Source organism: Adlercreutzia caecimuris B7, from assembly GCF_000403355.2.
Classification (GTDB): domain Bacteria; phylum Actinomycetota; class Coriobacteriia; order Coriobacteriales; family Eggerthellaceae; genus Adlercreutzia; species Adlercreutzia caecimuris.
Map to the genome: position 1 here is coordinate 1348950 of NZ_KE159646.1, position 25198 is coordinate 1374147.

Genomic DNA, 25198 nt, shown 5'->3' on the forward strand with positions numbered 1-25198 from the left:
AGAAGAAAGGCGACCCGAGGGCCGCCTTTCTGCGAGTTAGTTTGTCGAGCGGTTACTGAACCGCCAGGCCTTGGGGCGTACGGCCTAGTACATCCCGCCGCCACCGCCCATGGCACCGGCCAGAGCGCTCAGATCGGGACCCTCCTTGGGGATCTCGTTGATGGTGGCCTCGGTGATGAGGATAAGGGCCGCCACAGAGGCTGCGGACTGCAGCGCGGTGCGGGTCACCTTCACCGGGTCGTTCACGCCCATCTCGATCATGTTGCCGTACTCGCCGTTGGCGCAGTTCAGACCCTCGCCGGCCGGCAGGCTCTTCACCTTCTCGACCACCACGGAGCCCTCGAAGCCCGCGTTCTGGGCGATGGCGCGCATGGGGGCCTCGATGGCCTTGCGGATGATGTTGATGCCGACTTCCTCGTCCTTGTCAGCGGCCTTGACGGAGTCCAGAGCGCCGATGGCGTCCACCAGGGCCACGCCGCCGCCGGCGACGATGCCCTCCTCCACAGCCGCGCGGGTCGCCTGCAGGGCGTCCTCGATGCGGGACTTCTTCTCCTTCAGCTCGGACTCGGTGGCAGCGCCCACCTTCAGCACGGCCACGCCGCCGGACAGCTTCGCCAGGCGCTCCTGGGCCTTCTCGCGATCGAAGTCGGAGTCGACGCGCTCCAGCTCGGCGCGGATGATCTGGATGCGGTTCTGGATGTCCTCCTTCTTGCCGGCGCCGTCCACGATAAGAGCGGTGTCCTTGGTGACCTTCACGGTCTTGGCGGTGCCGAGCATCTCCATGGTGGCATCAGCCATGGTCATGCCGAAGTCCTTGTCGATGACCTGGGCGCCGGTGACCACGGCGATGTCCTCCAGGATGCGCTTGCGGCGATCGCCGAAGCCGGGGGCCTTGATGGCCACGACGTTCAGGGTGCCGCGCAGGCGGTTCAGCAGGATGGTGGAGAGGGCCTCGCCCTCGACGTCCTCGGCCACGATGAACAGCGGGCGGCCGGCGCGCATGATCTCCTCCAGCAGCGGAACCATGTCCTGGATGGAGTTGATCTTCATGTCGGTGAGCAGCACGAAGGGATCCTTCAGCACCGCCTCCATCTTCTCCATGTCGGTGGCCATGTAGGGGGAGATGTAGCCGCGCTCGTACTGCATGCCCTCGACGATCTCCATGTCGATACCGAAGATGGTCTGGGACTCCTCCACCGAGATGGCGCCGTCGTTGCCCACAGCGTCCATGGCCTCGGCGATCTTGTCGCCGATGGCGGCATCGCCGGCGGAGATGCGGCCGACGTTGGCGACCTGCTCCTTGGTGGACACCGGGGTGGCAGCGGCCTTGATGGCGTCCACGATGGCGTCGGTGGCCTTCTCGATGCCGCGGCGGATGCCGAGGGCGTCAGCGCCGGCGGTCACGTTCTTCAGGCCCTCGGAGACGATGACGTCGGCGAGCAGGGTGGCGGTGGTGGTGCCGTCGCCGGCCACGTCGTTGGTCTTCACGGCCACTTCGCGCACCAGCTGGGCGCCCATGTTCTCCACGGGGTTCTCCAGCTCCACTTCCTTGGCCACGGTCACGCCGTCGTTGGTGATGAGCGGGGCGCCGTAGGACTTCTCCAGGGCGACGTAGCGGCCCTTGGGGCCAAGCGTCACCTTGACGGCATCGGCCAGCTTGGACACACCCGCGGCCAGAGCGGAGCGAGCGTCGGTATCGAACTTGATTTCCTTAGCCATAAGTTCGCGTTCCTTTCGAGTTCTCTTCTATTTATTCAACTACAGCGTAAATGTCGTCGGCACGCAGGATAAGCACGTTCTCGCCGTCCAGGGCGATCTCGGTGCCGCCGAACTTACCGTAGATGACCTTGTCGCCCACCTTCACGGGCATGGGGATCAGCTTGCCGTCCTTGTCCATCTTGCCCTCGCCCACGGCGATGATGGTGCCGGTCTGCGGCTTCTCCTTCGCATCGGAGGCCAGGAAGAGACCGGACGCGGTGGTGACCTCGGCCTCGTCCTGCTTCAGGATGACGCGGTCGCCCAGAGGCTTCAAATTCATAGCTTGCCGTCCTTTCAATGGTTTGCGTAGTGCGGGTGTACAACCTCTCATTTAACCACTCGATCGGGTTAAGTGCTAGCACTCCGCAACTACGAGTGCTAAACAGGAAGACATCATAACAGCAACGGGGAGGAATACAAGAGGCGTGAAGGAAAAACTTGAGTTTTTTCCGCTCAAGTTTCCTGCAATTATAGCATTGATCAGGTATTACCTCATCGCTCTTATTTTTGTGCACCTGCGCAGCTATGCTCGTGCAGGTGCCACAAGCCCCGTCTCGTAGGCGAACACGACGAGCTGGGCACGGTCGTGGGCATCGGTTTTCGCCATGATGCGCGCCAGATGGGTCTTCACCGTGGCCGGCGAGATGAACAGCTCGGCCGCGATGTCGTCGTTGGAAAGGCCGCGAGCCACGAGCATGAGGATCTCCCGCTCGCGGTCGGTGAGCGACGCGAGCGCCGCCCGGCGGCTGTCGGAGGCCTCGGTGCTTCCCCACCCGGCGCGCGGGCGGGCGGCCACGAAGGTCTCCACGAGCCGGCGCATCACCGAGGGCTGGATAAGCGCGTCGCCGTCGGCCACCACGCGGATGGCCGCGGCGATATCGTCGGGATCGGCGTCCTTCAGCAGAAAACCGCTCGCACCGGCGGACAGGGCGTCGAAGACGTACTCGTCGATGTCGAAGGTGGTGAGCACGAGCACGCGCGTCTTCGCCAGCAGCGGATTGCCCGTGATGGCACGGGTGGCCTCGATGCCGTTCATCTCGGGCATGCGGATGTCCATGAGCACCACGTCGGGCTTGAGGCGCTGGGCTTCGGCCACGGCCGCCTCGCCCGTTTTCGCCTCGCCGACGATCTCGATGCCCGGATAGGTGCCGAGAATCATCTTGAAGCCGCTGCGCACCAGGTCCTGGTCGTCCACAACGAGCACGCGAATGGGACGATCAGCCTCAGCCATGGGATCGGTCATGGGGCTCCTCCTTCTGCGCCAGGGGAATGGACACCTCGATGCGCGTACCGCCCTGCGCGCGCTCTGCGGCGACGAAGGCGCCATGGAGCAGCCGGGCGCGCTCGCGCATGCCCAAAAGCCCATGGTGGTCGCCGGAGACATCGGCCCCGGCGAGGCCCCGCCCGTCGTCTTCCACCACAAGCCGAGCGCAACCGGCAGCGCCGTCGGCGGCCAACTCGACGAACGCCTCGGAGGCTCCGGCGTGGCGCACGATGTTCGTCACGGCCTCCCGGGCGATGCCGTAGAGGGCCACGTCGATAAAGGCCGGCACCACCGTGCGGTCGTAGCCCTCCATGGCCAACGACGCCTGCACCCCGGCGCCCTCCAAGTACGCCACCAGGTCGGCCATGCGCTCGGTGCCCTCGGTCGGCGCTGTCTCGGCCGGCCCCTCGCCCGTGCGCAAGACCCCGATCATCGCGCGAATCTCCTCGAGGGCGGCCTTGGAAGTGCGCCGCACCTCGGCGATGGCCTCCTTGGCTGCGGCCGGGTCGCGCTCCACCAGCCGCTCGGCGGCGGCAGCCTGAATGCTCACCGCCGACAACGAGTGGGCCGTGATGTCGTGCACCTCGCGGGCGATGGAGACGCGCTCCTCTTCCACGCGACGGCGAGCCTCGGTCTCGCGGGTGCGCTCGGCAGCCAGCGCCCGCTCCTCAATGGCGCGCGTGCGCTCCTGATGCTCGCGCAGCCCGTAGCCGGCGAACGCCGCCGCCAAGGCCAAGGTGGCGTTTTGAAACGCGGTGAGCTGCGTGAGGATGCGGGACTGGTCGGGAGGCGCCGGGGCGAACAGGAACACCGCCGCCGCCAAGGCGCAAGCCGCTACCGCCTCGCCGCGCGGGCGCGTGGAGGCCACGGTGAACAGGGCCACCAGCGGACCGACCACAGACAGCGCAATGCCGTTGAGCTCTACCTGCAAGGCGCACCACGACAGAAGCGTCCAGGCGAACACGGCCCACGAGAACTTCCGGCGCAACACGAGAGGCAGCGTCGTGAGCGCGATGGCCGCCACGGTCATCGCCGTGGGAACCATGGCTTGGATGCCCATCAGCCGCCGCATGAAATCATCGGGGATGAGCAGGTTCACCGCCAGCGTGAGCTGGAGGCACGCGAATCCGAAGGCTCCCAGCGCGATAACCGCGTCGATGAGCCAGTCGGTAGCCGCGAAAGCTTGGTTCTGTCGAAAGAGCTTATCCATGAGCACCATGGTAAACGACCCGCGCCGGCAACGCCATACTCCGCGCAGGGTAGTTGCGAGCTTGTCAACCGTAGAAGGGCGCTGCCGGATAGGGAGGCTCGAGGGCGCGCTTGAAGGCATTGGCCGCGGTGCGGGAAAGCACGTAGTCCACCAGTCGCGCCGCCTCATCGGCAGGATAGCCGTCGTCCACGAGCGCCGAGGTGACGGCGGACGCGTCGCACCCTCCCTCCACGCTCGCCACGAGAATGCGGTCGAGAGTGGCGTAATCGATGCCGAGGGATTTCTCGTCCTCCTGATCGGGAGCCAACTCGGCCGACGGGGGCTTCACGAACACGTTCACCGGAATGGGCAGCGTCTCGCCGGCCTCGGCGGCCCGGCGGTTGCGGGCGCGGGCCATGGCGAACACTTCGGTCTTGTAGACGCCGCCCAGAGGCGCGAAGGCCCCGGCCGTGTCGCCGTAGAGGGTGGAATACCCCATGCAGGCCTCGGACTTGTTGCCCGTGTTCAGCATAAGCCAACCGCGGGCATTGGAAAGCGCCATAAGGCACACCATGCGGCAACGCGCCTGGGTGTTCTCGGCAGCCAGGCCGGAAAGCGCCCCGCCGCAGGCCCGAGCGAGCACCGACTCGAAGGCCTCGAAGGGCTCACAGATGGACACGGTGCGCACCTCCACGCCCAGATTGGCGGCAAGCGCCTCGGCATCGTCGATGGACGACTCGCTCGAGTAGGGGCCCGGCAACATGACACCGTGCACATGCTCGGCACCGAGGGCATCGGCGGCCATGACGGCCACCAGCGACGAATCCATGCCGCCGGACAGCCCGATCACCACATCGGAAAAACCCGCATCACGCACGAAGGCGCCGAGAGCCGCCGTGCAGGCGTCGAACATTTCAAGGGGTTCCATAGCCGTCCTCTCACTAGCCGAAGCGAAGTCCCCGGAGCTGCGAGTGCCCGCAGCCGCCCGGACAGCGGTCGCGGCGCGGGTGGCGAGCGCAGCCGCCGATCTCAGTATGACCGACGTTTGTTTCCCGTCGGTTACCGGGCCCTACGCATCGGGCACGTCTACCTCGATGGAGTCTATCTGCAGCTCGCGGCCGGCTAAAAGCTCGGTGGCGAAGCTGTCGCACTTCGGGCAGAAGCGACTGTACAGGTCGTGCTCGAATTCCTCGCCGCATTCCAGGCACAGGCTCCGCGGGCGAATCATGGTCAGATCGAGCGTGGCGCCACGGGTGAAGTCGTCGGCTTCCGCCAACGCCTCGAAGGCGAAGACGAGCGCATCCTCCACCGCCTCGGTGGCCTCGCCGATGGACACCTTCACGCCGAGAAGGCGCGTGGCCCCGGCCCCGCGGGCCGCCTCCACCGCCGCGTCCATCACCCCGGTCATGAGTCCCAGCTCGTGCATAGCGCCTTCCTCTCATCTTGATACGAAAAGGGGCGGAGTCTCCTCCGCCCCCGTGCTTTCCCTCTGCCAAAACGCGCCGGAAGAGCGCTTCCTACTCGTCTTCCTCGGCAGCGAGCTTCGCGTTCTGCCGCTTGATGCGGTTGGCCAGCACCAGGCGGGCGAGCAGCAAGCTGCCCTCGTAGAGCACCACCAGAGCCGCGAACATGAGCAGCATGGTCACCGGCGACGCATCGGGGGTGGCCATGGCGGACACTACCATGAGCACCACGTAAACCATGCGCCAGCTACCCCGCAGCTTCTTATAGGGCACCACATCGAAGATAACCAGGTAGAAGATGACCAGGGGCAACTCGAAGGCGAAGCCGAAGGCCAGCTCGAACTTGATGATGGTGTCAATGTAGGACGACATACGCGGCAGGGCATCGCCGAGACCCATGGCCTGGTCGGTGAGCCACTGGAACGCCGGGTTAAGGATAATGAGGTAGCAGAACACCGTGCCGAAGATGAACAGGGCCACAGCGGCGGCAAAGGTGGGGATGAACCACCGGCGCTCGTTAGGCTTCAAAGCCGGCAGGAAGAACGCGAGAATCTGCCACAGAATAACCGGAGCCGTGGCCACGATGGACACCCAGATTGAAATTTTGAAACGGGTGGAGAACGCCTCGAAGGGATCGATGGCGATGGTCTGGACAAATCCCTCGGCATTGGTAGGAAGGAATTCCGCGATAGGCATGAGCAGGAACTGACCGATGGTGGGCGTGGCCATGTAGAACACGATGACGGCCACCGCCAGGCAGGCCACGATGCGCACAAGGCGCATGCGCAGCTCGCCCAAGTGGTCGAAAAGCGGCATGCGTGCCGGTCCGATAGGCATGCTAGTTCTCCTTCTTCTCGGCGGCGGGCGTATCGGCGGCCGGGGCGGCCGGTGCCGCATCGGCGGCCTCGGTTACCGTCTTGGCATCCTCGGCGGCCTTCTTGGCCTCGGCCTCCGCCTTGCGCTTGGCCGCAGCCTCCTCGCGCTTCTTGGCGGCCTCGGCCTTGCGAGCCTCGGCGGCGGCCTTCTTCTCCTCGGCCTCCTTCGCTTTGCGCTCTTCAGCCTCGGCTTCCTTCTTGGCCTGGCGCTCCTTGTCGTAGCGGGCCTTGCGCTCGGCGAAGCTCTCGGGCTTGGCAGGGGCAGCCTCGCCGTCGGCGACCTCGGCCTTGGCTGCAGCTGCAGCTGCAGCGCCGGCGGCGGCCGTGGTGGTGCCCGTCTTCTTCGCGGCCTCACCCACCTTCTTCGAGGCCGTCGTGGCGGCCTTCTTCGCGGCGGCGGTGCCCTTGCTCGCCTTCGCCGCTACGTCATCGAGAGCGTCGAGCGGATTCTTGAAAGGCTCGTCGGAGTCCTTATCGAACACCATCTCGCCCTTCAGCACGCCGCTCATCTCCTCTTGGGCGCTTCTGAATTTAGCAATGGCCTTGCCAAGGGTCTTCGCCATGGCAGGCAGCTTATCGGGCCCGAAGATGAGGAACCCGAACAGCAGAATGAGGAAAAGCTCGAATCCGCCGATTCCAAACACGTCGCGATCCTTTCGTAGGGCTCTACATGGAGAGCACGGTTAAAGCCATGGTGGGAATGCAGAGAGCCAGCACGAGAATGACGCAGACGACGATGGTGAAGATCTTCTTCGTGCGGGCGCGGGCCTCGGCGGCCTCCTTGGCGCGACGCTCGCGCTCCTCGGCAGCGCGAATGCGCTCGGCCTGCTGCTTGCGGGTCGTGCTCTTCGCCCCGGTCTTGTTCTTCTTTTGAGCCATCGTGTACGCTCCTCGCAGTTTCTCTCGTAGCAAATTCGCCATTATCGCAGATTGCGCCGCCCAGCGCCAGAGGAAAACCCTCCGGCGCTGGGCGGCGCTGCATGAATTCCATGGTTTACCGCATATGCGGGGATGCGAGGTGGAGCCAGCCGCCCCCCCGACGCACCCGAGACGCGAAAACCCGCAGACTGCACGTATCGCGCCAGCGGCCTGCCTAGGCCTCGGGACGCAACTTGCTGCGAATCTCGATGACCCGGGCGATGTTCTTCGCCACTTCCACCTTCACGTGCCAGCGGTTCTTCTCGTAGAGCACGTCGCCGTCCACCATGGTCATGAGCACGTCTGCCGTAGTGCAGGTGTTCACGACAGCGGCCACCGGGTCGGTGGTGAAGGACTGGTGCGAGCTGGACAGGTCCACGGCGATGAGGTCGGCGCACTTGCCGATCTCCAGCGAGCCCACCTTGTCCTGGAGGCCGAGAGCGCGGGCGCCTCCGATAGTGGCCACCTCGAGCATGGTGCGCGCGTCGAGGAAGTCGGTGTTCACGGCGCGCTGCAAGAGCATCCCTAAGCGCATCTCGGAGAGCATGTCGGTGGACTCGGTAGCTGCCGGCGAGTCGGTGCCGAGGCCCACGCGCAGATCGGCGCGGAGGAACTCGTCCAACGGCGCGACGCCCATGCCCAGCTGGGCGCAGGCCCGGGGGCACACGCATACGGCCACGTTGTACTCGCGCAGCTTCTTCAGATCGGCGTCGTCTACGCATACCGCGCCGACGATCATGACGTTGGGCGCATCGAAAGCGCTCCAGTTCAGGGCATAGCGCACAGGACTCACGCCGGTGGGCAGCCACGGCGGGATCTCCACGTAGCCGCGCTTCACATCGCCGCCGTGCACCTGGAAAGGCGAGGAGCCGTACTTCACGAAGTCGCACTCCTCGCGGCTGCCGGCGAGCCACATGGCCACAGGCAGGTTCTCCTTGGTGGCGAACTGGGAAACGGCCATGAGCGTGGCCGGATGGTTGGTGAACAGGGGCGCCGGGGCGATGCCGATGGTGACGCGGTCGGAATCCACCTCCTCGCGCCAGTGCAGGATATCCTTCTGGGCCAGCTGCATGGCGGCGTTGATGCGGTCGCGATCCATGGCAGCCACGGAACGGTAGATGACCGAGCGCAGTCCGAGCTTGTTCACCGCAGTGCACGAGGCGCCGGTGGTGGTGATGTCGGCCACGGTGGTGATGCCGCTGGACAGGGCATCCAAACCGCCGAGGATGGCCGAATCGAACCAGTCCACCGCCTCGAGACGGGCGGATTTGCGGGCCACTTCGGAAAGCCACTCCACATAGGGGGCATCGTTCACCACGCCACGCAGCACCGATTGCTCGAGACGCGTGTGCAGATCGACCAGACCGGGCATGATAGCGGCAAGACCCTGGTCGACGACTTCCTCGTCGGGGTAGCGCAAGCGCAGCATGTCGGCGCTGCCGATGTCGCGGATGACGCCGTCGCGCACGAGCACCGCGCCATCGACGATGGGCTCGGAGGTGACGGGCAGGATGTACTGGGCACAAAGGAGCATGGTGCCTCCCTTCTTGCGAGGAGGGGTACGCGATCAGCGACCCATGATAGCATGGACTTTCCGCCGCGCGCGGATAGGCGCGGAGGTTTTGCGGTACGGGGGCGTATACTGGGGGCCGAACGTTGACCGAACCGCCGCGCGGAATTCCCCGGGGGGCCGCAGGCTCCCGGCCACGTGCGACACCGGGCCCCGCCGCCCGCCGATCCGAGGGAGCTGCACTCCATGACCATCGACACCGCCACCGGGCTCGAGGCCCCGGCCGAGCTCTCGAGCGAGCGCGTGCGCGACATCTTCTCGTCCATCGCGCGCAAGTACGAGCGGTTCAACGCCATCTCCAGCTTCGGCGCCTACAAGCTGTGGCTCGCCGGCATGATGCGCCAGGCCCCCATCGAGGAGAGCCACGACGTGCTGGATATCGCCGGGGGCACCGGGGACGTCACCTTCACCGTGGCGCGTACCAAGCACCCGCGCCACATCCAGTGCACCGATCTGGTGCCCGAGATGCTGGATGTGGCCCGCATGCACGTGGACGAGGGCGACGGAGCGGGCGTGCCCATCGACTTTCAGGTGGTGGACGCCCAGGACATCCCCTACGCCGACGGGTCCTACGACGCGATCACCATGGCCTACGGCATCCGCAACATGCCCGACCGCCCGCGGGCCCTCTCCGAGATGTTCCGTGTCCTGCGCCCCGGGGGCGCGCTCGTGTGCCTGGAGTTCTCCACACCGCCCAACGGCGTCTGGCGGGCGCTGTACCACTTCTACCTGCGCCATCTCATCCCCTTCTGGGGAGGCCTCATCACCGGCGATAAGGACGGCTTCGTGTACCTGGCGAAGTCCATCCGCGCCTTCCCCGACCAGGAGGGCCTGGCCGACATGATGCGCGAGGCCGGCTTCACCGACGTGACCTGGAAGAACTACACCGGCGGCATCGCCGCCGTGCACGTGGCGCGAAAACCGGAGTAGCTTCGCGAGCACGAGGCGTTCTGATCATCAAGCGCGAGGCAGTCTGCTGATGGACCGCTCGGAAAGGGAGGGGTATGTTCGGGTTTGTGGTGGCTGATGCCGAGGCGCTTTCCGACGAGGAGAAGGAGCGCTACCGCTCGCTGTACTGCGGGCTGTGCTTCGCGCTGCGCGACCGCTACGGGCAGCTGTCGCGGGCGTGCCTTACCTACGACCTCACCTTCTTCGTGCTGCTGGCGAACTCGCTGCACGAGCCGGCGGAAGCTTCCGGCGCCAGCCACTGCGTGATGCATCCGATGCCGGCCGCAGCCCGCCCCTGGTCGCGCTCGCCGTGGACCGACTACGCGGCCGACCTTTCCATGGCCCTCGCCTACCACAAGGTGCTCGACGACGTGGCCGACGACGGCAGCGCGAAAGCACGGGCGGCCGCACGGCTGCTCGCCGGTGCCTACGAGCGGGCGCAAGCCCGCATTCCCGACCAGTGTGCCGAGATCGAGCGGGCCATGGCGGCCATTCGCGCCATCGAGCAGGAAGACGCCGAAGCCGAAGCCGACCCCGATGCGGCGGCGCGGGAGTTCGGTATCCTCCTCGGCCGCCTGTTCGCCCACAACCAGGGCTTCTGGACCGAGGGCATGGAAGCACTCGGCTGCGCGCTCGGGCGCTTCATCTACCTGATGGACGCCGCCGTGGACTTCGCTGCTGATGCGCAGTCGGGCAGCTACAACCCCTTCGTGACGCTCGGAGCCACCCCTGAGACCATGCGCACTACGCTGGCGCTGGCAGCCGCCGATGCCGCCGAGGCCTACGAGCGGCTGCCTCTCGTGCAGGACGCCCACCTCATGGACGCCATCTTGTACTCGGGCGTGTGGGCTCAGCTCAATAAGACCTATCCGGTTGAAGCGGCCACCGGGCAAAGCAGAGGGGACCCGCCAAGCGAATCCCCTCGAAACTGACCGGCATTCGGAATTGCGCCGGCACTATTTGATGAACGCCCCCAGCAGGTTGGCCGCCGTGGCGTAGAAGGGAACGCGCGACTCCTCCTGCACGGCCGCAGCGAACTGCGGCATCCACTGGCGGGCGTGGTCGGCCATAAACTCGTCCCAGGCCGCCTCGGGGCTGCCGCCGGGCAGATCGGCCGAGGCCACCACCTCGCCGGGCTCGCCGGGATCCTCGAACTCCTCCAGCGCATCCTCGTCTTCCACCACGTCCTCGACGGCGGCGGCGTCGCCCGCGATGCCCTCGGCCTCGGCGGCATCGGCGGCAGCGCGCAAGGCCAAATATTCCAGAAGCTCCAGCTCGGTCCACACGGCATCGAGCGGCTCGTTGGTGCCCTCGGGACGGCCCAGCCCGCACGCCTTGCAGAACCGCTCCACTGCCATGGAGTGCGGGTTTACGAACAGCAGCGGCTGCACGCCCTCGGCAGTCGCGCGCCACACGCCCTCGTAGGGGCTGCAGGCGGCCTGCGGGGCGCCCACGAACAGGCGCGTGGCCTCGGGCCGCAGCTCCTTCTGAATGTCAGCCGGGTCGGCCAGGGCCGCGGCCTCGGCGGCTCCGGGCGCGGTAGCCGACGACCAGGCAAGGCCGAGCGCGGCGGCGATCTCATCGGCGGCCTCGCCCCACTCGCCCGAGGCGATGGCCTCGGCGAGCACCTTGTCCTCGGGATAGCGGAACGACAGGGCCAAAAGCTCGCACATCGCCGCGCGCGCCTGCCACAGGTCAGCGGATACGGTCATGAACATCCTCCTTCACTTGATTTGCTTGAAGGCAGTATAGCGCGAAAACCGCTAACCGACCTCGAAACGATCGTCTTCCAAGACGGTCCCTTCGCCCTTTTGCGAACTTCGTGCCTCCAGTGCGCCCCGCCGCATCCACGCCCACGCCATCGGCGCGCGGAGCACCACATGCACCAGCAGTGCCGCCAGGAGCACCTTCGCCGAGAGGGCGTGCAGCGGATCCCAGAAGTGGTAGCCCGCAGCGTACAGGCCGAGCGCCGGCAGCACGTCGCCCGACACCATGACGCCCGATACGGCGCACGTCGCCAGGGCCGCCAACAGGATGCCGTTCAGCGCCGCACGGCCCCAGCGGCCTCGCCGGAAGGCCAGAAGCCCGTCGGCGCTCGCCACCATATGGGCTGCCATGACAACTACCGCGACAAGCCCGACATACTCGTGCGCCGGAATGCCCGTGAGCGCCGGGTTCGCTGCCACCAGATACCCTGCCAGCACCGCCAGATCGAACGCAACTCTTCCGCGATTCACGATGCACCTCCTCGAACCGGACGCGCGCCTCCGCGCGCCGACCGCCGCACCAAAAGCCACAGTCCCAGCACGAGCACCGTGGGCATGAGAATCCACATATTCAGACTGGCATCCGATGCCTGGTGGTAACGGCCTGTGAGCGACTCCCACGCATGGCACTCCACCGAGGCGCAACCGGCTTCGGGGCAGACCATCTCGTGAACGCCGTCGGGCTCGGGCACGGCGCCGAATCCGTGGCAGGCCCCACTCGCGCAGCCCACCGCGGGGCAGGGAGAGTCGGCGGCGATAGGGCGCAGCCCGCTTTCTGGAGCCGCGGCGAAACCGGCAACAGCCACCACAGCGACAACCGCCAGCAGCACCGCGAGAGCCAAGAGTCTCTTTTTCATACCTGCTCTCCTCACGGAAAAGGCCCGCGCCAAAGGGGCGGCGCGGGCTGCATGCAGAGAGGACTACTCACCGTCGGTCGGACGCAGGGGCAGAAGCTTCACGCCCAGCAGGAACACGAGCACCCCGAGGGCCACCACGCCGAGCGTGACGCCGAACTCGAGCGGAGTAGGCCAGTAGACCATCGGGCCGTAGATGCCCGAAAGGCCCATATCGAAAGCCGGGTGCTGCATGGCGGTCAGCGGGCCCGGCATATCCAGGTTGGCCAGCTGAAAGCCGCCGACCAGCAGCTGCACGCGCTTGCAGAAGATGCCGGCGATGGCGAGCAGCGAGCCGACCACCAGAAGCCCACCGCGGCGCAACGCCGGCGTGAAGCAGATGACGGCGCACGCCGCGCAGCCGATGATCTCCACCCAGAAGTAGGGCGCGAGCGGGCCGGTCGTCAGCATGGCCACCACTTCCAGGCCCGACCCGCCGGGGAAGCCCTCGGTGAGCAGGTCGCACCCGAAGAAGTACAAATCCACCATCACAAAAGCGCCGAGCAGCTTGGCGAGCTTCACCAGGTTGGCCTGCTCCCACTTCAGGTAGCCCGCACCGCGCAGGGCCACGGCCACGCAGATAACGAGCGCCGTGCCGCACACGAGGGCGGAGGACACGAACCAGGGGGCGAGAAGCGCGGTGTGCCACATCTCGCGGCCGGCCTGCAGGCCGAAGATCCAAGCGGTCACGGAGTGCACGAGCACGGCGCACACGAGGGCCACAACGGAGATGACGCGCAAAACGGTGCGGGATACCTTGCCCGCCTCGGCCCGCACCTGCGCCCACAGGTACACGCAGGACAGGATAAGGTAGGTGCCGAGCACCAGGATGTCCCACATGAGCGGGCTGCCCAGATTGGAGTACGCGAACAACTCCCACAGGCGTGCGGGCTGGCCCAAGTCAACCACCACCATGCCGATGGCGGCCACGGTGCAGGCGATGGAGCTCATCACCGCCACCTTCGAGATGCCGCCGAACCCGGCAACGCCGAAGGCCTTGGGCACCGACGAGATGATGAGGCCGCCAGCAGAGAGACCCACGAAGAACATGAACGACGTGATATAGAGGCCCCACGAGTTCAGGTTGCGCATACCGGTCTGCACCATGCCGCCGGAAAGCTGCATCGCCCAGAGCACCAGGCCGGCCACCACCACGACGGCCGACACGCCGATGGCGACGTTCAGTCCGCGACCACCCCACGAGACGGCCTTGGCACCGGCCGCCGCGCGGGCCTTTTTGCGGCCCTGAGCCGCACTGAGGTCGAGGTCGTCATCCAAGACGGCCCCGGAAGAGAAATCAGCCATGAGAATCTCCTAGAGGTAGGCGGGCAAGGCAGCGAGCCCCGCCCGCGTTAGTTTGCGATTCACGCCGCGTCATGCGGCGCGCGAAAAAGGCACCGAACGTGCACGGCTGCTACACCAGGTAGTACACCGAGGGCTTCGTCCCCTCCTCGGGAAGCAGCTGCTTGTACTCGCGCGAGGCGATGAGCCGGGATACCTCAGACTCGGGATCGTCCAAATCACCCCAGTGGCGGGCGCGCTCGGGGCAAACGTCGATGCAGGCAGGCTGATCGCCCTTCGCTTGACGGTGCCAGCACATCGTGCATTTTTCCACCACGTGCTTCTCATGGACGGGAATATCCGCAGCCCCAAACGCTACACCTGTGTAATAGGCCGGCTCCTCCCAATTGAAAGACCGCACCCCCGTATAGGGGCAAGCTGCCATGCACATGCGGCATCCGATACATTTCTCGTAGTCCTGACGCACGATGCCCGTCTCCGGATCCTTGTAGGTAGCACCCACCGGACACACCTTCACGCAAGCTGGATTCTCGCAATGTTGGCAAGCAACCGGCAAATAGGAGAGGCGCGTGTTGGGAAACTCGCCAACCGGTATGTCCATATATTCGCCGCCCTCAGTCATTATCCTGTTCCACCAGACTTCTTTGGGAAGGTTGTTCTCATACCGGCAGGCAACGGCGCAAGTGTGGCAGCCGATACAACGCTTCGTGTCAATCGCAAATCCATATCGCATGGCTACTCCTCCACTTTCCTGACTTCCACCGCTGTATCGTAATAAACATAGCTGCCAGCGCAAGCATCCGCGCGATTGGCGGTAAGCTCCTGATAACCGCCTTCAATGAACTGGCTACGCTGCCAGCCCTTCGGGATGTAGCACAACGCCTCTGGCAGCGCGTCATCCACCACAGCCTTAACGACGCAGCGACCGCGATCATTGAATACCTCGACCACGTCCCCATTTGCAATGTCGCGGGCCTCCGCGTCGGGACGGGAAATGTGAAGCAAGGGCTCCTTGTCAATCTCTCGCAACGTCTCGCTCGAGAACCACTGGGAATGGGTCCGTCCACGTTGGTGGAGCTGCAAGTATCCGAGGGGGTATTTCGACCGAATCTCAGCACCGGGCCAATTCTCGAACGGAGGCAGCCAGACGGGGAACTGCTGATCCTTGGCCTCGCTTTGCCAATCCTGTCCATATTCGTAGCAGGCCGTGGGTATCTCGCAGTAAATCTCAGCTCGCCCTGACGGGGTGGGAAACTCGTTATCGTATTCGAATCCACCGACCATCCACGGCTCTTCCTCGGTGCCGAGCTGACGGATCGCTTTCTTTTCCTTCAAGGTTGCATGGTCGATTCCCCGTGCTCTGTTCTCGTCGGAATCGAGTCCGATATCAATCCATTCCTCATCTGTGAAATAGGGGTAGTGCTCCTCGTAGCCCAAACCATGGGCAATCAGAGTGGTAATCTCGCTGTCGTTCTTGCACTCCCACAAAGGCTCGATCGCCTTGCCTCCGTACACAAGATAGGGGTTGGAGAAGTTTCCGCGTATGTCGGGATACTCGAGCCAGAACGAAGCAGGAAGCACATAATCGGAATACCGCGCCGTGTCAGTCATTTCGATGTCGGTGGTAACAATAAGGTCGAGATTGCCCACCACATCCTCCAGCCACAATCTCTGCTGAGGGTAGTTGCTTGCAGGATTGCCCGTCGCGCCCACAAATGCCTTGATGGGGTAGTCCTCTCCGCAGTACTTGCCCGTCCTCACCGTCTCAAGCCAAGCGGCAGAGCAGAGACGTGGATCCATATTCGCAATATCAACTGGTGATACACCTGTGGAGACAACCGGGTTCACATAGAGAGGCGCCAACGCTCCCTTAGGGCAGCCCGGTCCACCGAGGCCGGATCCGTGGCGTGAAAGATTGTTCGTCAGCGCCGCGATAATCGCAAGCGTCTGACCCCACAGATGGCTCCCGCGGTAATGGTCGATGCCGAACTGGGTATAGGCCATTACCGGCTCGTCGGAGGTGTAAATATCCACAAGCTCGCGAATGGTTTCCACTGGTACGCCCGAAAGCTCGGAGGCATCTTCGACGGTATAAGCCGCCATATGCTCTTTGAGGGCAGAATAAGCGGTTTTCACCTTGATGCCCCGAACCTCGAACTCGCCTTCGAGGACAGGGGTGTCGCACTCGGTATAGAGGGCGATCTCACCCGTAACCTCGTTCATCACGTAGGCGGGATCGGCCTTTGTGCTCCCTGCCGTATTCAAGGTCACCGCATCGCGCACATCGGCCAACTCGCCGCCCTCGATGTCGGATCGGCGCAAAAACAACCCAGTATCCTGGCGAATGAGGAAGGGCGCCGTGGTGGCACGCTTGACGTACTCCACATCGATGCGGTCCTCTTTTACGATCTCATTCAACATGGCCAAGGCCAGATAGAGGTCGGTACCCTGCTTGATTTGAATCCACTCGTCACAATAATGGGATGTCGCCGAGCGCATGGGGTCGATGCACAGCAGCTTGGCTCCGTTGTCCTTCGCCTGCAAGATGATGCGCCACGTCTGCGGAGTAGTTAGAACAGGGTTGGTACCCCACACGATAATGTATTTGGAGTTGACCATGTCCTTCGGTTCGTTGCTGTAGCCGAATGTGCCGCCGCCGATCACTCGATTGGTGCCCCAGCCGACCGCCCAGTCATACATCAATTGAAGGAAGCACCCACCGACCGTGAAAGCAAGCCGAATGGTTGCCGCCTCTTGGCCTCGATAATTGCCCGAAGAGAAACCAAACGTGACAGCTCGCGGGCCGTACTCTTCCCGAATTGCCTTCAGCTGGGTCGTGATCTCGTCGATAGCCTGATCCCAGGAGATGCGCTCCCACTCACCTGCCCCACGCTCGGTGCCCTCGACGCGCTTGAGCGGGTACTTCAACCGGTTGTCGCTATAGGTACGCTCGGGAATGCTCAGACCGCGCAGGCAGCATCCCGAATAGATCTCCTCAGGGTAGTCGCCCCGAGACATTTTGACGACCTTGCCATCGCGCACATGGGCGTTGAGCATGCATGCTTGAAAGCAGTTAGCGCTGCAAATGGTCGAGACAATCTCCTCATTTTCAGGGACAGCCTCTTCTTGGGCCAATGCGGCAAGAGCTCCCCCACCAAAGCCAAGCGACCCTGCTGCCGCAGCACCCAACGAAGTGGCTCCAGCGGCCTTGAGAAAGCTTCGGCGCGTCAACTTGGAGGTCGAGCTATCAAAACCCAACATTTCTCCTCCTCTTTCATGCAGAAGGAAACGCGAGACTTGGGCGGAGAGCTACTCCGATCCCGTCACCTTGCGTCCCTCTCTCCTCCCATCCCCCATGGACGAATCCAGTTGCATGCTCGCGGCACGTGCGATGGGATTCCAACACAGTTTCAAGAATCGGCCGAATTCTGCTGCCATCAGTTTGTCATACTCTGTCATAGACTGTCAAGAGAAAATATAGGGCAATGTATGACAAAGAGGGGCTATAACGGTGTTTCCGCAGGTTAATTACCTATTCCTCTGGATAAATGATTCGATTCAAAATGCACGATCCGGCAATGTCAAGTCTTGAAAACAGAATATTTGTTTGTATTATAGTTGATAAGCGGGGAGCAGGACTCTCTGCATACACCTTCCCTATCACCAATTCTAGATGCGGGAGGGAGGTGATGCAGATGAGCGTTTTCCTAGCCTTGGTTCAGACTTTTGTGGCAGCCGCCTCGTTAGGGGTAGCACTTCTGGCCCTGGAAAGGGTCGACCCACCGCCAGGCGGTGGGTCTAGTCACAAAAGCGAGGACTAGGCACCCTCGCTACCGGGACGTCCTTGCGGCGTCCCGGCCCCTCGGGGCCAAGTTCTCTAGGCGTTGCCCATTGTAACACGCTTACTGCTATTCCGCTTCGCCATCATCCGTCAGAACACTCAGCGGAGTCGTTATTTATACTTTTTCCCGAATCGTATAAATAACGGTGATTTCGAGTGCTCCTTATTTGTACTTTTCACCCAATTGGATAAGGAAGCGCTACCCCTTCTTCGCGGCTTTTGCCAGAGCATCGGCGGCATCAGGGTTGGTGAAGCCCTCGCTGAAGGCGCTGGGGATGACGAGCGTGCCGCCGGAGGCCCTCACGGACTCGTAGGCCAGGTGCATGGTGCGCAGGCGCATGGCCTCCGGATCGCCTTCGTAGTTGGCGCTCGCGTCTTTCAGCATGTCGGAGATGTCCGCCTCGGCCTCGGCCAGGATCATGCGGGCGTCGCGCTCACGGGTGGCCACAGCTGCGGCGGCCATGGAGGCCTGCAGCTCGCGGGGCACCACGATGTCGCGCACCTCCACGTCGATGACGTCGATCCCCCAGCCGTCCAGCTTCTCCTCCAGCGCGTCCTTCAGTTCGGCGTCCAGCTGGTCACGACGACACGCCACCTCGGCCAGGCTCGCGCGGCCGATGGCCTTGCGCAGCGTAGCCTGGGCCATCCACGACACGGCGCTGCCGTAGTCCTCCACCTCGCAGGCGGCCTTCTTCGGCGAGAACACCATCCAGAACACCACCGCGTCTACGTTCACGGGCACCAGATCGGCCGTGAGCGTCTCCTCAGCGCCGAAGTAGGTGACCGCCACGCGCTGATCGATGCGCACGGTGTAGAACTCCACGATGGGCCAGGTGAACACGATGCCTGGCCCCGCCACGCGGTTGAAGCGGCCGAAGCGCATGACCACGGCCTTCTCCCATTCCATCACCACGTGCACCGAGCTCGCCGCCAGCGCGCCGGCCGCGACCGCGCCCACAATGGCCCCAAGCCCGATGACGCCGGCGACAATCTGCGCCAAGGCCAGCACCGCGGCCACTACGACGATAAACACGATAAGCGTGAAGGCCACGGCCCCGTTGCGCGAGGTGCGACTACGCCCCGTTTCCAGCCGAGCGCTCGTCGGCGCCGCCGGCCGCTGCGGGTTCGGGGAACTTGACGAGACGTCCGCACCGCGATTTCTGCGTGTCATATCCTGCTCCTTCGCTCTTGTCGCGCTTGGCCTTGGCCGCCACGAGGGCGGCGGTGAACTGCGCGTCGATATCCTCCAGCGACATGCCCAGCTCCTGGCAGCGCTGCAAGTACTCAGCCGTCACGATCTCAGCCGTCACCTCGGCCGACACGCCCGGCTTGTTCGACACATCGGCCACAAAGGCACCTTGGCGGCGCTTCGAGACGATGTAGCCGTCCTCCTCCAGACTCTGGTACACCTTGCTCACGGTGTTGTAGTTCACCTCCACCTCGGCGGCGAGCCCGCGCACTGTGGGCAGCTGGTCGCCCGGCAGGTAGAACCCCGAGGTGATGAGGTAGATGAAGCGGTTCTTCAGCTGAAGCCAGACGGGAATGGAGCTGGCATCGTCCAGCGCGAACAAGTCGCCGGCCGGAATGGTGCGTCCTAGCTCGACCATAGGGAAAAATCCTCTCTCATCGGGAAAGATGCCCGGTTGTTGCTGGCAGCGGCCTCGCCGTCGGCAACCTCAGCCGCAGCCGCCCCGCCATCAACGGCCGCGCCAGAGGCTTCAGCGACCAATCCAGAGCCGAACGACTCGGTGCCCGCGACATCTTCCACATCCTGCAATTCCAGGGGGCGCTGCGCCCCAGCTTCCACCACGGCCCAGCGCAGCCCCGCACCGCCCACGAGCACGGCGAGCGCCAGCGCGGCCAAGACCGCGGGCGGCGCATCGAAGGCAGGGGCGGGAGCGGAGACGAGCCCGCCGACTCCGGCCGGCGCGGCAAGCCCCGAGCCGGCGCCCCACCGCTCGCGCAGCCACAGCGCGCCCTCGATGGCAAGAGGAGCTGCCAGGCCGCACAGCACAAAGCCGCCCCACCAGGGAAGCGCCGCCGCGCCGCCCTCGAGGCTCGCAACCGACGCGACGACGCCGGGATGCCCGCTTGTCGCCGCCTGCGCGAAGAAGAGCGCCGCGGCAGCTGCCTCGGCGGCGACAATGGCGGCATCCACCCGCAGGATCGCGCGCCCGAGGGCCGCTGTGCGCCCGTCGGCCTCCACGAACAGCGAGCAGCCCGCGAACAGAACGCAGCCGCACGATGCCGCCGACAGCACGAACAGCACGGGAACCCACGGGCTCGCCCACAGGCGCACGCCGGCAAGCCCCTGCAGCAGAAGCCCCGCGTACACCGCCACCGCGCAAGCCAGCACCACCGCCGCCACCTCCAGTGCCATCATGGCGCGGCGGCCGAACCAGGGCAGGTACGCGAATCGTCCGAGCGCCAGGACCGCGCCTACGGCCAGCAACGCCGCAAGCGCCCAGGCGCCCACGTTCATGAGCGTGAAGGCAGGTGTGAAAAACAGCGCGAGCACTCGATCAATGCGCCCCAGATCAGCCACTAGACAGCCGGTACCCATGGCAAGCGCGCCCAAGGCGGCCGCGAGCACCAGGGACACGAGCCGCTCCGCCGCCGGAGCCTCGGCCACCGAGCTTGCCGCGGCGGCTCCGAAGGGAGCCTTCACGAAGAGCAGGTCGGCCAAGGAAGCAGCGGCTATCCCGCCGGCGCCCACGCCGGCGAGGAACAGATAGGCCGCCACAAGCTCGCCGAACACCGGTCGTCCCCTCTCCGTCTCGCATGCTTCCGCAAAGTATGACACAATCGCGCAGAAAAGTATATGACAGCATGAGACAGAAGACAGAGACAAGCAGGAAGCTCCTACAAAGCTCGGCGGCATAGGAACCTTTCGCCAGCCCCCGACCACCCCGAGGGAAAGGCCTTCCCCTATTCCACGCGCAGCATGCGGTAGCCGATGCCGACGTGGGTCTGCAGATAGACGGGATTAGCCGGATCGGGCTCGATCTTCCTGCGCAACGTCGCCATGAACACACGCAAACTGGGCAGATCGCTGGCCAGAGCCTGCCCCCACACCTCTTTCAGAATGTAGTTGTGGGTGAGCACCTTGCCGGTGTTGCGGGCCAAAAGAACCAGCAGCTTGTACTCGATGGGCGTGAGGTGCACCTCTTCCCCATCGCGGGTAGCCACACCGGCATCGAAGTCGATGGCCAGACCTCCGTTGCGATAGACTTCCGGCGCCGTTGCCGCGGGCTCGTCGTAGGACAGGCGGCGCAGGGCCACGCGCACGCGCGCCAGAAGCTCCTCCACCGAGAAGGGTTTGGTGAGATAGTCGTCGGCGCCTGCATCGAGCGCGCCCACTTTGTCCGCATCCTCCTGCCGTGCCGACAGCACGATGACCGGCGTGCGCGACCACCCGCGCAGGGCGCGGATGACCTCCACGCCGTCGCGATCGGGCAATCCTAAGTCCAAAATAACCAGATTGATATCGTTCGCGCAAGTCAGCTCAGCCAAAGCCGCCGTGGCCGATGCGGCCTCGCGATGGGAGAATCCGTGCACGTCAAGCGCCGTGGCCACCAGATTGCGCACGGCCGGATCGTCTTCCACCACAAGAACGGCGCCGTCCTTCTCGACACCCATCAGCACTCACCTTCCTCGCGTTGCGCCGCCAGACTTGCCGACGGCCCCTCGGCCGCCGCCGATGCCGCCGGCCCCTCGGCCGCCGGCAAGCTGAAAGAGAAGACGCAGCCGTGCGGATAGGCATCGCGCAGGGAGATGTCGCTGCCGTGAGCCCGCAGAATGGAGCGGCACAAGGCCAGGCCCAACCCCATGCCACGGCGCGCATCGCCGCCTTCTCCGGCATTGGACGCCTCCCCGTCGGTGCGGCCGCCATGGTAGAACAGATCGAAGACCCGAGCCTTTTCCGCAGCGGGAATGCCCGGGCCGTCGTCGGCCACGCTCACAACCACCCAGTCGCCCGTCGTCCGGCGCTGCCGCTCGGCGGCCACGCGAATGGACGAGCCGGCCGGCGTATAGGCGATGGCGTTGTTCAGCAGGTTCACCACCACCTGCACGATAAGGCGTCCGTCCATATCCGCCATGAGCAGATCGTCGTCCAGATCGACGGCAATGCGATGGTCGGCCGCCGCGCGGCTCGTGTGCCGCAGGGCATCGGCCAGCACGTCCGAGACGAGCTCGGGCATGCGCGTCACCTCTACGTCGCCGTCGTCGAGTCTCGTTACCGACAGCAGGTTCTCCACCAGATCGATGAGCCAGCTCGCATCCTCGTAGATATCGGAGGCCAGACGCCGGCGCTGGGCCGCATCGAGGGCTTCGCCCGAGCTGAGCAGCATATCGGCATCCCCCGAGATGCTCGTGAGCGGCGTGCGCAGATCGTGGGAGATGGCCCGCAGCAAGTTCGAGCGCAGCGCCTCCTTCTCGGCCTTTACCGAAAGGTTGCGATGCTCGGCCGCCGCGGCGAGCGCCTGGGCCTGCTGCCCGCACTCGTCCAGCAGCGCCGCGAGCAGGTTGCGCTCGAAGGAACCGAAGCTGTCGCCCCCCTCCTCCATCACCAGGCCGGCCACGCCGAAGACGCGCTGAGCGGTGCGAATGGGCAGGTAGAGGCAGCGCGCCTCGCGCAGCGTGTCGGTGGTGGCGCCGGCCGGCTCGCCGTTGACCGCCACCCACGATGCCACGGCCGCCTCGTCGGGGGCCGTAAGCGCGTCCGATTCCGCATCTCCGCCGCCGGTGCCGGGCACGTCGAACACCCGCGGGGCCATGAGACTGCCCGTCGCCGAACCACCGACCTGGTACATGACCACCGGACGGTCGAGGATCTTCACCACCTGAGCCGCCGCCGTTTCCAGACATGCGCTCAAGGTTGCCGCAGCCTGGAGCTTGCGACTGCTTTCCAAGAGAACCTCTGTGCGGTAGGAGCGCTTCGCCGCCAGAGCCGCCTGCCGCTTCAGGCGAATGGCCAACGATGAGGCGGCCAAAGTGCCCACCAGCAAAAAGGCAAAGATAACCGGCGCCGAGAGCCCGTAGGCGTGGAAGGTGAAGCGCGGCGCGGTGAAGAAGAAGTTGTAGGCCACCACGCTGCCGAGCGCCGCCAGCACGGCGTACAGGAATCCATCGGCCCGTGTTGCCAGAAGCAGCGACACCAGAAGGTAGATCATGAGGATAACCGATGTGGTGGGACTCACGGCCCAGGCCACCGTGCTCGCCAGCGTCGCGCATGCCACAGCCGCCACGGCGCGCCCCGCGTCTGCGGCCGTGGGTCGAAAGCCGGTGTAGGCGCGCAGGCGTTCCAAGACCGAGGGAGCATCCACCGCGGGCACGGCCGTCACCATGGTCTCCGGGGCGGCCCGCATGAGCCGCCAAGCCACATCCCCGCGGCCGAGCAGACGCACCCGGCCCGAGGTGGCCGGCACCACGATGCGCCGGATGCCCGCCGTGGCCGCATACAGCGCCAAAGGCTGCACCGGATCATCGCCCTCCAGCGTGACCACATGGGCCCCCAGCTCCTCGGCAAGCGCCACAGCGCGGCCGAGAGCATCGCCGTCGGCATCGTCCCCCGTCGTACCGGTGCCCTCGTGCTCGCCGCCCGATTCCACCACAAGGGCGGTGCACGAGCCACCGAACGCCTCGGCCAGATTCATCGCCGTGCGGATGACGCGCGGGGCGGCGGCATCGCCGGTCACCAGCGCAAGCACATCATCGCCGCCTGCCGCGTGAGGCACCGACGCTTCAGTCGAGGCGCGGGTGAGACGGTCGGCCGCCCGACGCAGGGCTATCTCGCGCAGCGCTGCCAGATTCGAGCGGGAGAAGAAATGGGCCAGCGCCGTGCCCACCCGCTCGGGTGCGTAGATCTTGCCCGCCTGCAACCGCTCGATGAGCTCTGTCGGCTCCACGTCGACAATCTCCACCGAATCGGCCGCGTCGAAGATGCGGTCGGGAACACGCTCGCTCGGTGCCACGGCGGTCACGGCCGCGATGCGATCGTTGAGCCCCTCCAGATGCTGCACGTTCACCGTGGTGTACACGTCGATGCCGGCTCGCAGCAGCTCCTCCACATCTTGATAGCGCTTACGGTGGCGGCAGCCCGGCGCATTGGTATGGGCCAGCTCGTCTACGAGCACGATCTGCGGGGCGCGCTCGAGGGCTCCGTCCAAATCGAATTCCCGCAGCGCGATCCCACGGTGCTCGACCGCTCGGGGTTCCATAACCTCCAAGCCGTCCAGAAGAGCAAGCGTGTCGGCACGGGTGTGGGGCTCTACATAGCCCACCACGATGTCGGCACCAGCCTTCTGGGCCCGGTGCGCCTCAGTGAGCATGGCATAGGTCTTGCCCACCCCGGCCGCATAGCCGAAGAACACCTTCAGCTTACCGCGCGCAGGTCCCGTCGCACCCTCCGCATCGCCTGCGGCCTCTTCCTCGCGAATGCGCCGGAGAATGGCGTCGGGATCGCGGCGGACCGCCTCCTCATCCCCGTTGTCGCGCCCGAGCGCCACCACAGTCTCCTCCCACTCCATTGCTTAGTGTTTCCATCATCCTATCACTGGCCACAGCCCCGATGGTTTCGTTCACTTAACAGTTGGTCAATCTAAGGAAACAGGGAAGGCGCCCAAGGAAGTCAGCGAGGGTCCGACAGGTGCCTGGAATTGTGCTGAACCGCGGCTGAGCGGCCTTCGTGCCGCGAAGGAAAGCGGTGAAGCGCAAGGCCAGGTGCCTGTCGGAACCGCAGCGTCGGCGTAATGCGTTCGTCCCGCCAGGGCGAACGAATTACAGAATGCCGTCCAACATGAGGTTCACCTTCAGCACGTTCACTCGGCTCGCCCCGAGGGCGCCCAGCAGCGGCTTCTCGGTGCACTGGCGTATGATGGCGCGCACCTCCTCCTCCGAGCGTCCCGTGGCCGCCGCGATGCGCCCCACCTGGTATTCGGCCGCCGCCGGCGAGATATGCGGGTCGAAGCCCGATCCCGAGGCGGTTACCAAATCGCTCGGCACCGGCGCATCCCCCTCGCCGGGATGGGCCGCGCGCACTACCGCCGCCCGCTCGGCCACCACCGCGGCGAACTCGTCGCTTGCGGGACTGATGTTCTCCGGCTCGTACCACAGAAGCGGCTCGCCGTCCTCGCCGGCAAACGTCGTCGCGTTCGCCACCGTGGGACGGCCCCACAGATGCGTCGGATCGCTGAAGGGCTGGCCCACCAGCTCGCTGCCGTACTTCACACCATCGACCTCGATGATGGAGCCCGTCGCCTGGGCGGGGAAGGCCACGGCCCCCACCCCGGCCACGGCCCAGGGGTACACGATGCCGCAGAGCACCGTGGCCAGCAGGAAGAGCACCGCCGCGCTTGCCGCGCCGCGCGCTATCGTCGTTCCGTTCATGATTCGTCCTTTCCCTTGCCGA

24 protein-coding genes are annotated in these 25198 nt (G+C 65.1%); 2 read left to right on the forward strand and 22 right to left on the reverse strand.

Annotation, left to right across the window (positions count from 1 at the left end; all coding sequences use genetic code 11):
- Positions 1 to 84: 84 nt before the first annotated feature.
- The 10 genes from groL to C811_RS09420 form a co-directional block, all read right to left on the reverse strand.
- Positions 85 to 1719 (reverse strand): chaperonin GroEL, encoded by a 1635-nt coding sequence (gene groL, locus C811_RS09375; protein WP_016309323.1) that lies wholly within the window; start codon positions 1717 to 1719, stop codon positions 85 to 87.
- A gap of 31 nt (positions 1720 to 1750) precedes the next feature.
- Positions 1751 to 2038 carry a co-chaperone GroES gene (locus tag C811_RS09380; RefSeq protein WP_016309324.1) on the reverse strand — a complete coding sequence of 96 codons (288 nt, stop codon included), beginning with the start codon at positions 2036 to 2038 and terminating at the stop codon, positions 1751 to 1753.
- 243 nt (positions 2039 to 2281) lie between these two features.
- Positions 2282 to 3001, reverse strand: a complete 720-nt coding sequence (locus tag C811_RS09385) for a response regulator transcription factor (protein WP_016309325.1) — start codon at positions 2999 to 3001, stop codon at positions 2282 to 2284.
- Positions 2982 to 4232 carry a sensor histidine kinase gene (locus tag C811_RS09390; RefSeq protein WP_084811587.1) on the reverse strand — a complete coding sequence of 417 codons (1251 nt, stop codon included), beginning with the start codon at positions 4230 to 4232 and terminating at the stop codon, positions 2982 to 2984. Before C811_RS09390 ends, C811_RS09385 begins: the two co-directional genes overlap by 20 nt.
- Positions 4233 to 4296: 64 nt before the next feature.
- Complete coding sequence (gene nadE / locus C811_RS09395; protein WP_016309327.1) at positions 4297 to 5139, reverse strand: NAD(+) synthase; 843 nt, start codon at positions 5137 to 5139, stop codon at positions 4297 to 4299.
- Positions 5140 to 5280: 141 nt separating this feature from the next.
- Positions 5281 to 5637: a hydrogenase maturation nickel metallochaperone HypA/HybF gene (locus C811_RS09400; protein ID WP_016309328.1), complete on the reverse strand. Its 357-nt coding sequence runs from the start codon at positions 5635 to 5637 to the stop codon at positions 5281 to 5283.
- A 91-nt stretch (positions 5638 to 5728) separates the two neighbouring features.
- Positions 5729 to 6511, reverse strand: a complete 783-nt coding sequence (gene tatC / locus C811_RS09405; RefSeq protein ID WP_016309329.1) for a twin-arginine translocase subunit TatC — start codon at positions 6509 to 6511, stop codon at positions 5729 to 5731.
- Position 6512: 1 nt separating this feature from the next.
- The gene (locus tag C811_RS09410; RefSeq protein WP_016309330.1) at positions 6513 to 7193 is read right to left on the reverse strand and encodes a twin-arginine translocase TatA/TatE family subunit; all 681 of its coding nucleotides are present in this window, start codon (positions 7191 to 7193) and stop codon (positions 6513 to 6515) included.
- A 22-nt stretch (positions 7194 to 7215) separates the two neighbouring features.
- The gene (locus C811_RS09415; RefSeq protein WP_016309331.1) at positions 7216 to 7428 is read right to left on the reverse strand and encodes a hypothetical protein; all 213 of its coding nucleotides are present in this window, start codon (positions 7426 to 7428) and stop codon (positions 7216 to 7218) included.
- Between the two features lie 214 nt (positions 7429 to 7642).
- Positions 7643 to 9001: an amidohydrolase family protein gene (locus tag C811_RS09420; protein WP_016309332.1), complete on the reverse strand. Its 1359-nt coding sequence runs from the start codon at positions 8999 to 9001 to the stop codon at positions 7643 to 7645.
- Between the two features lie 222 nt (positions 9002 to 9223).
- Between C811_RS09420 and C811_RS09425 the strand changes: the two genes are divergently transcribed.
- A complete protein-coding gene (locus tag C811_RS09425) occupies positions 9224 to 9967 on the forward strand; it encodes a class I SAM-dependent methyltransferase (RefSeq protein ID WP_016309333.1) in 744 nt (247 codons plus the stop codon).
- 74 nt (positions 9968 to 10041) lie between these two features.
- Entirely contained in the window at positions 10042 to 10917 is an 876-nt protein-coding gene (locus C811_RS09430; protein WP_016309334.1) for a DUF5685 family protein, read from the forward strand.
- 24 nt (positions 10918 to 10941) lie between these two features.
- Here the strand turns inward: C811_RS09430 and C811_RS09435 are convergent, their stop codons facing one another.
- The 12 genes from C811_RS09435 to C811_RS09490 form a co-directional block, all read right to left on the reverse strand.
- Entirely contained in the window at positions 10942 to 11697 is a 756-nt protein-coding gene (locus C811_RS09435) for a TorD/DmsD family molecular chaperone (RefSeq protein WP_016309335.1), read from the reverse strand.
- A gap of 51 nt (positions 11698 to 11748) precedes the next feature.
- Positions 11749 to 12222 carry a DUF4405 domain-containing protein gene (locus tag C811_RS09440; RefSeq protein WP_016309336.1) on the reverse strand — a complete coding sequence of 158 codons (474 nt, stop codon included), beginning with the start codon at positions 12220 to 12222 and terminating at the stop codon, positions 11749 to 11751.
- A complete protein-coding gene (locus C811_RS09445) occupies positions 12219 to 12608 on the reverse strand; it encodes a hypothetical protein (protein ID WP_016309337.1) in 390 nt (129 codons plus the stop codon). Before C811_RS09445 ends, C811_RS09440 begins: the two co-directional genes overlap by 4 nt.
- A 63-nt stretch (positions 12609 to 12671) precedes the next feature.
- Entirely contained in the window at positions 12672 to 13949 is a 1278-nt protein-coding gene (gene nrfD / locus C811_RS09450) for an NrfD/PsrC family molybdoenzyme membrane anchor subunit (protein ID WP_016309338.1), read from the reverse strand.
- Between the two features lie 109 nt (positions 13950 to 14058).
- On the reverse strand, positions 14059 to 14679 hold the full coding sequence (locus C811_RS09455) for a 4Fe-4S dicluster domain-containing protein (RefSeq protein WP_016309339.1): 621 nt from the start codon (positions 14677 to 14679) through the stop codon (positions 14059 to 14061).
- Positions 14680 to 14681: 2 nt separating this feature from the next.
- Complete coding sequence (locus C811_RS09460) at positions 14682 to 17207, reverse strand: molybdopterin-dependent oxidoreductase (protein WP_016309340.1); 2526 nt, start codon at positions 17205 to 17207, stop codon at positions 14682 to 14684.
- A gap of 779 nt (positions 17208 to 17986) precedes the next feature.
- On the reverse strand, positions 17987 to 18958 hold the full coding sequence (locus tag C811_RS09465; RefSeq protein WP_022926485.1) for a slipin family protein: 972 nt from the start codon (positions 18956 to 18958) through the stop codon (positions 17987 to 17989).
- A complete protein-coding gene (locus C811_RS09470) occupies positions 18861 to 19394 on the reverse strand; it encodes a GntR family transcriptional regulator (protein ID WP_016309342.1) in 534 nt (177 codons plus the stop codon). The genes C811_RS09465 and C811_RS09470 overlap by 98 nt, the downstream gene beginning before the upstream one ends.
- On the reverse strand, positions 19382 to 20545 hold the full coding sequence (nrfD, locus tag C811_RS09475; protein WP_016309343.1) for an NrfD/PsrC family molybdoenzyme membrane anchor subunit: 1164 nt from the start codon (positions 20543 to 20545) through the stop codon (positions 19382 to 19384). The genes C811_RS09470 and nrfD (C811_RS09475) overlap by 13 nt, the downstream gene beginning before the upstream one ends.
- Before the next feature lie 170 nt (positions 20546 to 20715).
- Complete coding sequence (locus C811_RS09480; RefSeq protein ID WP_016309344.1) at positions 20716 to 21426, reverse strand: response regulator; 711 nt, start codon at positions 21424 to 21426, stop codon at positions 20716 to 20718.
- Positions 21426 to 24317 (reverse strand): sensor histidine kinase, encoded by a 2892-nt coding sequence (locus C811_RS09485; protein WP_016309345.1) that lies wholly within the window; start codon positions 24315 to 24317, stop codon positions 21426 to 21428. Before C811_RS09485 ends, C811_RS09480 begins: the two co-directional genes overlap by 1 nt.
- 250 nt (positions 24318 to 24567) lie before the next feature.
- A complete protein-coding gene (locus tag C811_RS09490; protein WP_016309346.1) occupies positions 24568 to 25176 on the reverse strand; it encodes a potassium-transporting ATPase subunit C in 609 nt (202 codons plus the stop codon).
- Positions 25177 to 25198 lie beyond the last annotated feature (22 nt).

Coding starts and splice junctions, on each gene's coding strand:
- groL (WP_016309323.1), bottom strand. CDS start 1,719: ATGGCTAAGGAAATCAAGTTCGATACCGACGCTCGCTCCGCTCTGGCC.
- C811_RS09380 (WP_016309324.1), bottom strand. CDS start 2,038: ATGAATTTGAAGCCTCTGGGCGACCGCGTCATCCTGAAGCAGGACGAG.
- C811_RS09385 (WP_016309325.1), bottom strand. CDS start 3,001: ATGACCGATCCCATGGCTGAGGCTGATCGTCCCATTCGCGTGCTCGTT.
- C811_RS09390 (WP_084811587.1), bottom strand. CDS start 4,232: ATGGATAAGCTCTTTCGACAGAACCAAGCTTTCGCGGCTACCGACTGG.
- nadE (WP_016309327.1), bottom strand. CDS start 5,139: ATGGAACCCCTTGAAATGTTCGACGCCTGCACGGCGGCTCTCGGCGCC.
- C811_RS09400 (WP_016309328.1), bottom strand. CDS start 5,637: ATGCACGAGCTGGGACTCATGACCGGGGTGATGGACGCGGCGGTGGAG.
- tatC (WP_016309329.1), bottom strand. CDS start 6,511: ATGCCTATCGGACCGGCACGCATGCCGCTTTTCGACCACTTGGGCGAG.
- C811_RS09415 (WP_016309331.1), bottom strand. CDS start 7,428: ATGGCTCAAAAGAAGAACAAGACCGGGGCGAAGAGCACGACCCGCAAG.
- C811_RS09420 (WP_016309332.1), bottom strand. CDS start 9,001: ATGCTCCTTTGTGCCCAGTACATCCTGCCCGTCACCTCCGAGCCCATC.
- C811_RS09425 (WP_016309333.1), top strand. CDS start 9,224: ATGACCATCGACACCGCCACCGGGCTCGAGGCCCCGGCCGAGCTCTCG.
- C811_RS09430 (WP_016309334.1), top strand. CDS start 10,042: ATGTTCGGGTTTGTGGTGGCTGATGCCGAGGCGCTTTCCGACGAGGAG.
- C811_RS09435 (WP_016309335.1), bottom strand. CDS start 11,697: ATGACCGTATCCGCTGACCTGTGGCAGGCGCGCGCGGCGATGTGCGAG.
- C811_RS09445 (WP_016309337.1), bottom strand. CDS start 12,608: ATGAAAAAGAGACTCTTGGCTCTCGCGGTGCTGCTGGCGGTTGTCGCT.
- nrfD (WP_016309338.1), bottom strand. CDS start 13,949: ATGGCTGATTTCTCTTCCGGGGCCGTCTTGGATGACGACCTCGACCTC.
- C811_RS09455 (WP_016309339.1), bottom strand. CDS start 14,679: ATGCGATATGGATTTGCGATTGACACGAAGCGTTGTATCGGCTGCCAC.
- C811_RS09460 (WP_016309340.1), bottom strand. CDS start 17,207: ATGTTGGGTTTTGATAGCTCGACCTCCAAGTTGACGCGCCGAAGCTTT.
- C811_RS09465 (WP_022926485.1), bottom strand. CDS start 18,958: ATGACACGCAGAAATCGCGGTGCGGACGTCTCGTCAAGTTCCCCGAAC.
- C811_RS09470 (WP_016309342.1), bottom strand. CDS start 19,394: ATGGTCGAGCTAGGACGCACCATTCCGGCCGGCGACTTGTTCGCGCTG.
- C811_RS09480 (WP_016309344.1), bottom strand. CDS start 21,426: ATGGGTGTCGAGAAGGACGGCGCCGTTCTTGTGGTGGAAGACGATCCG.
- C811_RS09485 (WP_016309345.1), bottom strand. CDS start 24,317: ATGGAGTGGGAGGAGACTGTGGTGGCGCTCGGGCGCGACAACGGGGAT.
- C811_RS09490 (WP_016309346.1), bottom strand. CDS start 25,176: ATGAACGGAACGACGATAGCGCGCGGCGCGGCAAGCGCGGCGGTGCTC.